The organism is Methylobacterium nodulans ORS 2060, assembly GCF_000022085.1.
In the GTDB taxonomy this organism is placed as follows: Bacteria; Pseudomonadota; Alphaproteobacteria; order Rhizobiales; family Beijerinckiaceae; genus Methylobacterium; species Methylobacterium nodulans.
The window spans coordinates 3,860,565-3,872,795 of sequence record NC_011894.1; the positions used below are offsets into that span (position 1 = coordinate 3,860,565).

The 12,231-nt window shown below is 70.4% G+C and carries 8 protein-coding genes; 6 read left to right on the top strand and 2 right to left on the bottom strand.

Translation table 11 applies throughout. The features are described from left to right. Positions 1-70 precede the first annotated feature (70 nt). From MNOD_RS17765 to MNOD_RS17790, 6 genes are all read left to right on the top strand, one after another. On the top strand, positions 71-958 hold the full coding sequence (locus MNOD_RS17765) for a branched-chain amino acid ABC transporter permease (protein ID WP_015930311.1): 888 nt from the start codon (positions 71-73) through the stop codon (positions 956-958). 14 nt (positions 959-972) lie between these two features. Continuing rightward, positions 973-2,766 carry a branched-chain amino acid ABC transporter ATP-binding protein/permease gene (locus MNOD_RS17770; protein WP_157091491.1) on the top strand — a complete coding sequence of 598 codons (1,794 nt, stop codon included), beginning with the start codon at positions 973-975 and terminating at the stop codon, positions 2,764-2,766. Further along, complete coding sequence (locus tag MNOD_RS17775; RefSeq protein WP_015930313.1) at positions 2,753-3,457, top strand: ABC transporter ATP-binding protein; 705 nt, start codon at positions 2,753-2,755, stop codon at positions 3,455-3,457. Before MNOD_RS17770 ends, MNOD_RS17775 begins: the two co-directional genes overlap by 14 nt. 1 nt (position 3,458) lies before the next feature. After that, on the top strand, positions 3,459-4,265 hold the full coding sequence (gene fabG / locus MNOD_RS17780) for a 3-oxoacyl-ACP reductase FabG (RefSeq protein WP_015930314.1): 807 nt from the start codon (positions 3,459-3,461) through the stop codon (positions 4,263-4,265). A 324-nt stretch (positions 4,266-4,589) separates the two neighbouring features. Next, the gene (locus tag MNOD_RS17785; RefSeq protein WP_015930315.1) at positions 4,590-5,384 is read left to right on the top strand and encodes a shikimate dehydrogenase family protein; all 795 of its coding nucleotides are present in this window, start codon (positions 4,590-4,592) and stop codon (positions 5,382-5,384) included. Positions 5,385-5,388: 4 nt separating this feature from the next. Then, positions 5,389-7,002, top strand: a complete 1,614-nt coding sequence (locus MNOD_RS17790) for a GMC family oxidoreductase (RefSeq protein WP_015930316.1) — start codon at positions 5,389-5,391, stop codon at positions 7,000-7,002. A gap of 912 nt (positions 7,003-7,914) precedes the next feature. Here the strand turns inward: MNOD_RS17790 and MNOD_RS17800 are convergent. Both MNOD_RS17800 and MNOD_RS17805 read right to left on the bottom strand, forming a co-directional pair. Next, entirely contained in the window at positions 7,915-11,106 is a 3,192-nt protein-coding gene (locus MNOD_RS17800; RefSeq protein WP_015930317.1) for a CheR family methyltransferase, read from the bottom strand. Between the two features lie 82 nt (positions 11,107-11,188). Further along, on the bottom strand, positions 11,189-12,211 hold the full coding sequence (locus MNOD_RS17805; RefSeq protein WP_015930318.1) for a chemotaxis protein CheB: 1,023 nt from the start codon (positions 12,209-12,211) through the stop codon (positions 11,189-11,191). Positions 12,212-12,231 lie beyond the last annotated feature (20 nt).

Sequence of the window (12,231 nt, forward strand, 5' to 3'; positions counted from 1 at the left end):
CATTTTCTGTGACGAACTGGGATCCACTTCGTCGGAAAATGCTCTCGCCCCTTCCTCTCGCGAGGTGCGAATGGACATCCTCCTGCAGGTGCTCGCCAACGGGCTGATGCTCGGCGGCCTCTTCGCCATCGTGAGCGTCGGGCTGACGCTCATCTTCGGCATCGTCAAGGTCGTGAACTTCGCCCATGGCGAGTTCCTGATGGTCGGAATGTACGGGACCTATCTGGTCACGACCGGCCTCGGCCTGCATCCGTTCGTGGCGGTGATCGCAGTGGTGCCGGTCCTGTTCGTCCTCGGCGCCCTGACCCAGCGGCTCCTGATCCAGCCGCTCATGGCCGCCGGCGACGACCACATCCAGATCTTCGCGACGGTCGGCCTGTCGACGGCGCTCATCAACCTCGCCCTCCTGGCCTTCGGGGCGGACATCGCCAACACGCCCCCGCATGGCCTGCGCCTGCCCATCGAGATCGGTCCGGTCCGGGTGCTGCTCGGCCAGGTCGTGATCCTGGCCGCCTCCATCGCCCTGGTGCTCGGGCTCCAGCTCCTTCTGTCCCGCACCCAGACCGGCCGCGCGATCCGCGCCGTGGCCCAGAACCGGGCGGCGGCCGAGCTCATGGGCATCGACGTCAAGCGCATCTATGCCCTCACCTTCGGCATCGGCGCGGCCTGCGTGGGGGTTGCCGCCGTCCTGGTCGCCCCGCTCTACCCGACCTCGCCCAACAGCGGCACCTACTTCGTCCTCACCGCCTTCGTGGTGGTGGTGCTCGGGGGCCTCGGCTCCATCGGCGGCGCCTTCGCGGGCGCGCTGCTGATCGGGCTGATCGACAGCATCGCGGGGTTCTATGTGGGCTCGGACATGCGAGAGATCGCGGTGTTCGGCGTCTTCCTGCTGATCCTGATCCTGAGACCGTCCGGCCTGTTCGGGTCGCAGCTCAAGCTCGCGCACGTGTCGCCATGAAGACGCTCTCCTCGATGACGCAAGCCCCCCTCGCCCCCGCGGCGCTCAAAGTCCCGCGGATGCCGGCCCTCGCCCTCGGCCTCGTCCTGGCGGCGCTCGTCGGGGTGCCGGTCGCGCTCGACAACGCCTTCGTCTACCACGTCTTCATCACGATCTGCGTCTTCGCGGCGCTCTCGACCGCGTGGAACATCGTCGGCGGCTTCACCGGCCAGCTCTCGCTCGGCCACGGCATCTTCTACGGCATCGGGGCCTATTGCGGCGTCATCCTGATGGGGATGGGCATCAGCCCGTGGCTCGGGATGTTCGCCGGGGCGGCCCTGTCGGTGCTGGTGGCGGTGGCGATCAGTTATCCGTGCTTCCGCCTGCGCGGTCCGTTCTTCTCGCTCGCCACCATCGCCTTCCTGGAGGTGTTCCGCGTCCTGGCGCTGCACTTCCGCGAGATCACGGGCGGCGCGACCGGGCTGATGATCCCGCTCAAGCTCGGCTGGGAGTGGATGGTGTTTCGCGAGCGCCTGCCGCAACTCGCGATCGCGTTCGGCATGCTCCTCGTCACCTTAGGGGTCGCCTGGTTCGTGCGCTGGCGCCGGCTCGGCTACTATCTCGTGGCGACGCGCGAGCGCGCCTCCGCCGCGCAGGCGGCCGGCGTCGACACCGTGCGGGTGCGCCTGATCGCGGTCTCGGTGTCGGGTGCGCTCACCGCGATGGTCGGCACCTTCCACGCGATGTACCTGACCTTCATCGAGCCGGCCGCGATGTTCTCGCTGACGCTCTCGATCCAGATCGCCATGTTCGCGCTGATCGGCGGGATCGGCACGGTGTTCGGCCCGCTCATGGGCGCCGTGCTGCTGGTGCCGATCACCGAGCTCGCCCGCGGTTGGCTCGGCGCCAAGGCGCTCGGGCTGCACGGCTTCGTCTACGGCATCGTGCTGATGCTCGTCGTCCTGTTCATGCCGAACGGGCTGATGGGGCTCGTCGCCCGCTTCACCCGCGGCCGGCCGAGCGACCGCGGCGCACAGGCCGCCGCCGTCCCGGCCGCGCCCGCCTCCGGGCCGCGCCCGCCGATCGGCCCCGAGATCCTGCGGGTCGAGGGCCTGCAGAAGCATTTCGGCGGCCTGCACGTGACGAACGACGTCGGCTTCAGCTTACGGGAAGGCGAGATCCTCGGCCTGATCGGCCCGAACGGCGCCGGCAAGACCACCGTGTTCAACATGCTCTCGGGCTTCCTCAGGCCCGATGCGGGCCGGGTCGCCGTGCGGGCCCCGGACGGCAGCTGGCACAGCCCGGTCACGCCGGCGGATTTCGCGGCGATCGGCGTCGGCCGGACCTTCCAGATCGTCCAGCCCTTCGCGGCGATGACGGTCGAGGAGAACATCATGGTGGGGGCCTTCCACCGGCATGCGGACCTGCGCGAGGCCCGGGAGGTGGCGCGCGAGACCGCCCACCGGATGGGCCTCGGCCCCTGGCTCGACGTCGAGGCCCGCGGCCTGACCATCGGCGGGTTCAAGCGGCTGGAGGTGGCGCGGGTGATGGCGATGCAGCCGCGCGTGCTGCTGCTCGACGAGGTAATGGCCGGGATCAACCAGACGGATGTCCGTCGCGCGATCGACCTCATGCTGTCGATCCGCGACACCGGCGTCAGCATCATCGCCATCGAGCATGTCATGCAGGCGGTGATGGCGCTCTCCGACCGGGTGATCGTGCTCAATTCCGGGCGGATCATCGCCGAGGGCCGGCCGCAGGAGGTGGTGCGCGACCCGACCGTGATCGAGGCCTATCTGGGCAAGGAGTTCGCCCATGCTCACGCTTGAGGGCGTCCATGCGGGTTACGGCGCCACCACCATCCTGCACGACGTCTCGATGGAGGTCGGGGCCGGGGAGGTCGTCACCATCATCGGCGCCAACGGCGCCGGCAAGACCACGACGCTCCGGACGATCGCGGGCCTGCTGACGCCGACCGCCGGCCGCATTACCTTCGAGGGGGAGGACGTCACGCGGCTCTCCGGCCACGAGATGGTGGAGCGGGGCGTGACCCTCATCCCGGAGGGCCGCCAGCTCTTCCCCGAGATGACGGTGCGCGAGAACCTGCTGATGGGCGCCTATCGGCGCGCGGCGCGGGCGCGGCAGGCGCAGACGCTCGAGGAGGTGCTGGACCTCTTCCCCCGCGTGCGCGAGCGCCTCGACCAGAATGCCGGCTCCCTCTCGGGCGGCGAGCAGCAGATGGTCGCCATCGCGCGCGGCATGATGGCCCGGCCGAAGCTCCTGATGTTCGACGAGCCGTCGCTGGGCCTCGCGCCGATCGTCGTGTCGCAGGTCTTCGCGGTGGTCGACCGGATCGTCCGCACCGGCGTCACCGTGCTGATCGTGGAGCAGAACGTCTTCCACACGCTCCAGGTCGCCGATCGCGGCTATGTCCTGGAGAACGGCGAGATCGTGCTGCGGGACGCCGCCAAGGCGCTGCTCGCCAACGACCATGTCCGGCGGGCCTATCTGGGGATCTGAGATGGCGACACGTGAGACCAATCCACCCGACCTCTCCCGCCGGCCGAGCCATGCGGGACGGCGCGTGCTGGTGACCGGGGCGGGCCGCGGCATCGGCCGGGCGATCGCCATGGGCTTCGCGGCGCGCGGCGCCACCGTCGGGGTCGCGGATGTCAACCGCGACGACGTCGAGGGCACGGTCGCGGCGATCGAGGGCGCGGGCGGCCGCGCCCTCGCGCTCCTCCTCGACGTCGCCGATTACGCGGAAGTCGAGACGCGGCTCGCGGAGGCGGCGCTCGCCATGGGCGGCCCCTTCGACACGGTGATCAACAATGCCGGCATCTCGCCCAAGCACGACGGCGTCGCCCACAAGGTCTGGGAGATGGATCCCGCCGAGTGGAATCGCGTGATCGCCGTCAACCTGTCGGGGGCCTTCAACACCGTGCGGGCGCTGAGCCCCGCCATGCGCGAAGCAGGAAGCGGCTGGATCGTCAACCTGTCCTCGGTCGCCGGCAAGACCTACTCGCCGATCGTGGCCTGCCACTACGCGGCCTCGAAGGCCGGCCTGATCGGCCTGACCAAGCATCTCGCGGCGGAACTCGGGCCCTTCGGCATCCGGGTCAACGCCATCGCGCCGGGCCGCATCGAGACGCCGATGGTCCGGGCGGTCGGCGCGGCGGTCAACGAGGAGCAGGCCCGCCTCACCCCGCTCGGCCGGCTCGGCGCGCCGGAGGAGGTCGCGGATCTTGCGCTCTACCTGACCTCGGCCGAGGCGAGCTTCGTGACGGGCCAGACCGTGGACGTCGCCGGCGGCCTCTACATGACCTGACGGCTCCGCAGGGGAGGGGGCCGGCGCCGCGCACTGGTCCGGGACCAGTTCGCCACCGGCTGCGCCGACCCTGAGGGATGAATCCCGGCCGCAAGGCCCCGATGGCAGCCAACCCTGCTCCTCATGCTGAGGTGCTGGCGATCGAAGATCGCACCGGAGCGGGCCTCGCAGCACCCCAGACCACTGGTCCCAAGCTCCGGGTGGCCGGGATCACCGGTCAGGCGTGCTTCGAGGCTGAGCGATCTTTGATCGCCTGCACCTCAGCATGAGGAGCGGGGCGGCTTCCACGCAGGTCAGGTTCTATTTGGACGAGACGAGCAAGCGATGCGAGAGATCACGGGCACCACCCGCATCTACGGGATCCTGGCCGACCCGATCTATCACGTGAAGACGCCGCAGGTGATGAACGCCCTGCTCGCGCGCGCCGGCATCGACGGCGTGCTGGTGCCCTTCCACGTGGCGCCGGAGGGGCTCGCGGCGGCGGTGGAGGGCCTGCGCCGGATGCAAAATTTCGGCGGCTTCATCGCGACCGTGCCGCACAAGATCCCGATGCTCGCCCTCTGCGACGAGGTCACGCCCGAGGCCCGCGGGGTCGGCGCCGTCAATTGCGTGCGCCGCGACCCGGACGGGCGGATGATCGGCACCATGCTGGACGGGATCGGCCTCGTCGAGGCGCTCAAGGCTTCCGGCGAGGATCCGCGCGGCCGGCGGGTCTGCCTCGCCGGCGCCGGCGGGGCGGCGAGCGCCATCGCCTTCGCGCTCGCCGGGGCGGGCGTCGCGCATCTCACGATCCTCAACCGGACCGCCGCCCGGACGCAGGCGCTCCTCGGGCGGCTGCGCGCCGCCCATCCGGGGCTCTCGCTCGGAACGGAGGCGGATCCGGCCGCCCGCCACGACATCCTGATCAACGGGACCTCGCTCGGCATGCGGGCGAAGGATCCCTTGCCCTTCGATCCGGCGCTCCTCACATCCCGCCCCTTCGTGGCCGAGGCCATCATGGAGCCCGAGATGACGCCGCTCCTCGTCGCGGCCGAGGCCGCGGGCTGCCGGATCCAGCGCGGGCGGCCGATGCTGGAATGCCAGATCGCGCTCATGGCGAGGCATATGGGAGCGCTCTGAGGCAATGGGGCAGGATCAGGCGGAGACCTTCGACTACATCATCGTGGGGGGCGGGACGGCAGGCTGCGTGCTGGCGAACCGGCTCAGCGCCTCCGGCAGCCGCACTGTCCTGCTGCTGGAGGCAGGACGGCAGGCCCGCCATCCCTGGATCACGATCCCGGCGGGGTTCAGCAAGCTCCTCACCAACCCGGCCTATAACTGGCGCTTCCAGACGGAGCCCGAGGAGGCGACCGGGGGCCGCGTGATCGCCGTGCCGCGCGGCAAGGGGCTCGGCGGCTCGACGCTCATCAACGGCATGATCTATGTCCGCGGCCAGCCGCAGGACTTCGACCATTGGGCTCAAGCCGGCTGCACAGGGTGGGGATTCGAGGACGTCCTGCCATACTTCCGCAGGATCGAGGATTACGACGGCGCAGCCGATCCGCTTCGCGCGCGGGGCGGCCCCCTGCCGATCACTACGGTGGCGGAGAGACCGGTCATCGCCGAGGCCTTCATCGCGGCCGCGCAGGCGGCGGGCTTCGCGCGCAATCCCGACTACAATGCCGCCAGCCAGGACGGCTTCGGCTATTACCAGGTCAACCAGCGCGGCGGGCGCCGCGTCAGCGCTGCCGACGCCTATCTCACGCCGGCGCGGCGCCGGCCGAACCTCTCGGTCCGCACCGACGCGCATGTCCTGCGCCTCACTCTGGCGGAGGGGCGCGCCACCGGCGTCGAGGTGCGGATCGGCGGCGAGGAGCGGCGCTTCGCCGCCCGGGGCGAGGTCATCCTGGCGGCCGGCGCCGCCCAGACGCCGCAGATTCTCGAACTCTCCGGCATCGGCGATCCGGCGATCCTGAGCGCCATCGGCGTTCCGGTCCGGCACGCGGCTCCGGGCGTCGGCGCCAACTACATCGACCATTACTGCACCCGCATGAACTGGCGGGTGAAGCTGCCGGTCACGCTGAACGAGGCCACCCGCGGATGGCGGCTCGCCCTCTCCGTGGCGCAGTACGCGGTTCTGCGCCGGGGGATCCTGACGCTCGGGACCGGCCTCGCGCACGGCTTCGTGCGGACCCGCCCGGGCCTGGAGGGGCCCGACATCCAGTACTTCTTCATGCATGCGAGCTACGCCAACGCGGCCGAGCGCAAGCTCGACCTGGAGCCGGGCATGACGGTCGGCGTCACGCAATTGCGGCCGCAATCGCGCGGGACGATCCACGCCGCCTCGGCCGATCCCTTCGCGGCGCCGGTCATCCGCCCGAACTTCCTGGCGACCGAGGAGGATCGCCGCGCCATGGTCGAGGGGATGAAGATCGCCAGGCACATCGTCGAGCAGGCCCCGATGGACCCCTACCGTGCCCGCGAACTCAATCCGGGGCCGGATTGCCGGACCGACGCCGACTGGCTCGACTTCGCCCGCCGCGACGGCCAGACGATCTACCACATCTGCGGCACCTGCCGCATGGGACGGGATGCCCTCGCGGTCACCGATCCGGCGCTGCGGGTGAGAGGTCTGCGCGGCCTCAGGGTGGCGGATGCCTCCGTGATGCCCGACATCGTCTCGGGCAACACGCAGGCGGCCGTCTTCATGATCGCCGAGAAGGCGGCGGATCTCATCAGGGCGGATGCGGCCGGGTGAGTCCGGCGGGCATCTTCTCGTGCTGGGTCCCGGGTCGCATTCCGCTGTCGCTGCATGCGCCCGGGAAAGACGGAGCGGGTGAGAGAGGGCCGGTCGAGACGACGGTCTCCGAACGGACTGTCCGGAAAAACAGATCTCAAATTTTCGCCAAGCCTCTTCACAAAGCCCCTGGCTTGGCATCGACAATTCGAGATGGCTCGACGGCCCGATGTGTGAGCATGCGCGTCAGCACTTGGCTTACGTCAGCAGCCTGGGCCGTTGGCATCATGGGCCGGCAGCGACCGCCAGCGTGCCCCACGGCCGGCTCGCGCCCGCAATCTCCGCCAAGCGGCTTCCAGCGGGCCGCCCGTCCCGGATCCGCAACAGGTCACGCCATCGCGCCCGCTCCTGAACCGGGCCGCAGGGCACCCGGTCCTGTCAGCCGCAGGACAGGCGGTTAACCCTCGCAAGGCTAGGGTGCCGGCATACGTGTCATCCTCGTCTCTCTCACCCTGGCCCTCTGCGCGGATTCCGCCGCGGCGCAGATCCTGGAACTCGATCAGCGGCTGCGCGCGTGTCTGCGCGAGCAGGCGCATCACGAGGCGAACGATCAGCCCGCCTCCTCGCAGAAGAAACTCAAGCAAGCCGTCGGAGAGCTTCTTGAGCGATGCGACAGCGAGGTGAGCGCGTGGCTTCACGCCTGCCGCGCGGAGAGTCCCGAGCCCGACTGCCTCCGCTCCACGGATGCGCGCGCGGTCGCCATCCTCCAGGACGGCAAGGGGGAGGGCACTAAAGCGCTCCCCGCCGAAGTGGATACCGGTTCGGCGATAAAAATGATGCGGAATTAAAGATATCCAAGCAGTGCGGCACGGCTCCGCCCCGCCACACCGCGGGACCAAACATCTCAAGAGAGGCGTCGCGCAACGCCGCGTCTCAAGCCCGCTCGCGGGAGACCAGGACCCGGTCGTTCGCCGGCACGGCGATCCGGCAGTGCAGGCCCTCCGGCCTGAAGGTCAGGGCCGCGTTGCCGCCGAGTTCGTAGGCGAGCATGCGCTCGATCAGCTCCGTGCCGAAGCCCCGATGTGCCGGCGGCTCGCCGGAGAGCGCGACTCCCGTCTCGCTCCAGTCGAGGACGAGCATCGGCTCGGGCGTCGCGCCCTCATTGATGCGCCAGGCCACCGCGATGCGCCCGTTCGGGGCCGAGAGGGCGCCGTGCTTGACGGCGTTGGTGGCCAGTTCGTGGATGGCGAGCGCCAGGGTCTCGGCCGCCTTCGGCCGCAGGCGCAGCGAGGGGCCGGCGATGCTGCGCACCTGGTCGCCCTCATGCGCCACATGGGCCAGGAGTTCGTGGCTGACGAGCTGTTCGAGGTCGATGCCGGCCGCCGGGTCGCGGGTGACGGCGGCCTGCACGCGCGCGAAGGCGTCGATGCGCCCTTCCAGATGCGCGGCGAAGACCTCGACCGTGTCGCTCGTCGCCGCGGTGCGCCGCACGATCGAGCGCAGCACCGCGAGCGTGTTGCGCACCCGGTGCTGCAGCTCGGCCAGCAGGAGCTTGGCCTGCCCCTCGCTCTCGCGCAGGGCTTCCTCCGCCCGCTGGCGCGCCGTGATGTCCACGAAGGTGACTACCACGCCCGCGATGAAGTTGTCGACGCTGCGATAGGGCAGCACGCGGACCATGTAGCGGGCGCCCGTCGCCGGGTTGGCGATCTCACGCTCGACCGTGCTCAGCGTGCGCAGCACCCGGCGGACGTCGTCCTGCAGCTCGTCATAGGCGATGCGCGGCTTGATATGGGTGATCGGCCGGCCGATGTCGGAATCGACGAGGTGGAACACCTCCGCCACTGCGGGCGTCGCGTTGGTCACCCGCAGCTCGTTGTCGAGGAAGACCGTTGCGATCTGGGTGCTCTCGAGGAAGTTCTTGAGGTCGCTGGTCGCCCGCGTGAGCTCGTTGACCCGGTGCGCCAGCTCGCCGTTGACCGTGGTGAGTTCCTCGTTGACCGATTGCAGCTCCTCCTTCGAGGTCTCCAGCTCCTCGTTGGCGCTCTGCAGCTCCTCGTTGAGGGACTGATACTCTTCGTTGGAGGATTTGAGTTCTTCGTTGGTGCTTTCCAGCTCCTCGATCGTGGCCTGGAGCCGGTCCTTGGTGGCGCGCAGCTCCGATTCGAGGCGCTGGGTGTGCTCGGTCTGGGCCGAGGCGACCGAGGCGCCGGCCTCCTCCTCCTCGGCGTGCACCGCGCCGTCCTTGAACAGCACGAAGAAACTCTGCGCTGCGCCCGGCCCGTCCTGGATCGGCTCGACCACGAGGTCGACCGTGAGGCGGTGCCCGTTGAGGCCCATGCGGAGCCCTTCCGCCTGAACCGTGCGGCCGTGATCGGCGGCCCGGGCGAGGGCGGCGCGCAGGTCGAGCCGCAGGTCCGGATGGACGAGCTGCAGCAGGTTGAGGGTTGCGACACCCCCGGCCGGGTCGATGTAGCGGCCGGTGCGGCCGGAGAAATGCAGGACCGTATAGGCCTCGTCCACGATCACGTAGGCCGGCGCGTAGCGCTCCGCGAAGCGCTCGGCCCGGCGCGTCAGGCTCGCCTCGGCGGCGCGCGGGCGCTCGATCGGCGGGATCGCGGCGACGAGCCGACGGTCGACCGCCGTGAAGGGAAAGTCCGGGAGCGTCCGGGTGCCGGTCTCCAGCCGCCGGAAGATGCGCGAGCGGTTCTCGATCGGAGCGAACAGGCCGGTGTGCCGCGAGACGTTCTCGGAATTGCCCAGGAACAGGAACCCGCCCGGACGCAGGGCGAAGTGGAAGAGCGGGATGACCTGGCTCTGCAGCTCGGCTTCGAGGTAGATCAGGAGGTTGCGGCAGGAGACGAGGTCGAGGCGCGAGAAGGGCGCATCCTTGATGATGCTGTGCTGCGAGAAGATGCACATCTCCCGCAGTTCCTTGACGACGCAGTAGGTGTCGCCTTCCTTGACGAACCAGCGCGCGAGCCGCTCGGGCGGCATGGTGGCTGCGATGTCGTCGGTGTAGCGCCCGGCCCGCGCGGCGGCGAGCGCCCGCCCGTCGAGGTCGGTGGCGAAGATCTGGATCTGCGGCACCTCGTCGCGGTCGGCCATCTGCTCGCGCAGCAGGATCGCGATCGAGTAGGCCTCCTCGCCGGTCGAGCAGCCGATCACCCAGACCCGGAGCTGGTCGGTCCGGGTCTTGCCCTCGAACAGGGCCGGGATCACCTCCCGTTCGAGGATGCCGAACTCCGCGGCATCGCGAAAGAACTGCGTGACCCCGATCAGGAGGTCGTTGAACAGGCTCTGCGCCTCGTCGGGCCGAGTGCGCAGGATCTCGAGATAGGCGTCTATCCGGTCGGTCTGGACCACCTGCATCCGGCGCTGGATCCGGCGCAGGAAGGTTCCCGGCTTGTAGCCGTGGAAGTCGTGCCCGGTCTTGTTGCGCAGCACGCTGGCGATGCTGTTGAGCGCGGCGGCCACCTCCGACGCGTCGGGCGGGGCGACCGCGACGCCGTCCGGGCTGCGCAGCGCCTGGTCGATGGTGAAGGCGAGGCGGTCGACGAGGTCGCCGATGGGCAGGATGGCGTCGGCAATGGCGGCCGGGCTCTTGCTGAGGGCGAGCTCCTCGGTGCGGACCTCCTCGGTCTCCTCCGCCAGGGCGAGCCCGCCCGCTTCCTTGATCGTCTTGACCCCGAGCGTCCCGTCGCCGTCGGTCCCCGCGAGAGCGACCGCAACGATGCGCCGCTCCTCGTCGCGGGCGAGCGAGACGAGCAGGCTGTCGATCGTTCCCCGCTCGCCGGGCGCCCTGTCCGCCGGCCGGGTGCGGAAGCGGTCGCCGTCGACCGTGACGATGAGGTTCGGGTCCGGCAGGTAGACCCGGCCGGGCACGACCGGAGCGCCGTCCGCGACCGGCGTGAGGGTGCGGCCGCCCTGCGCCGTGGCGAGCCTCAGGCGCTCCTCGTCGAGCCCGTCGCGGTGCTGCAGGACGACGACGAGTGCCGCGCGGTCCTGCGGCGGCAGATGCGCGAGGAGGAATTCCAGCGAGCGCGGACTCGCCCCCGACGCGCTGACCGCGACGATGACGCAGGGGGTCGGGTCGGCAGAAATCGTGTCACCGCGCCTGTCGCTCACGCTCCTCCCCTCGCCGTCCAGCCCGCGCGCATCGCCGGAGCATCATCCGCTCTCGTCGCTCCGATTCAACCCGGAAACCGTTCTATCCCGGCCCCTCCGCCTCGTCCGGGGAGACTGGTCGTTCCGGCAGGGAGAGGAGAACGGCGCGCCGGATCGTGTCCGCGTACCGGCGATACTCGATCGCCCGCTCCTCGTACATCTCGGCGATGGCTAGGCGGCCCGCCGCGCGGCCGTCCTCGGCCATGCGCTGGACGAGTTCGGCCCGCTCCTCGATGATCCGCAGGGCCACCCGCAGCGCCTCGTCGATCGCGGCCTCCTGCTCCTTGGCCGCCACCTCGGCCGTCACGGCGTGCCCGACCTGGCAGCGGAAGCGCAGGGGCTTGGCGCCCCGCACCTGCGAGAGGACGCCGCTGCAATGAGGGCAGGTGAGGGCGACCGGATCGGCGAAGCGGCGCAGCACCTCGCTGTCCACCCGCTCGCCCGCCGCGATGTCGACCTCCAGCCGGATTTCGGGCGGGACCGGCAGCCGGGGGCCGGCCTTCTCGCGGACGAGGTCGGAGAGCACGTCGCCGAGCCGGGCGCTCGGGGCGGTCAGGTCGACGCTGACGGCCGAGAGCGCGCTGCGGGGCATCTCGTCGGCGATCGCGTCGAGGGGGTCCTGCACCAGGGCGAGGCCGCCGCAGCGCTTGATTGCTTCGAGGCCCGAGGTCCCGTCGTTCAGGAAGCCGCTGAGGAGGAGGCCGATGACGCGGGGCCCGTAGGCGGCGGCGGCGGAGCGGAACAGCGGGTCGATGGCCGGCCGCACCATGTTCTCGCGCGGTCCCCGCCCGAGACGGATCATCCCCTCGGTCAGGATCAGGTGGTGGTCGGGCACGCCCAGATAGATCGTGCCGGGCTGGATCGCCATGCCGTCCGCCGCTGGCCGGACCGGGAGCCGGCCGGCGGCGGAGACCACCGTTGCCAGGATGCCGAGGCTGCGCGCGGGCATGTGCAGCACGATGAACACTGCCGCCGGCAGGTTCTCGGGCAGCGCCCCGAGGACCATCTTCAGCGGGGCGGTCGCGCCCGAGGATCCGCCGATGACGATGATGTCGCGGTTGCTCATGGCAGACCTTTCGGCAGCCT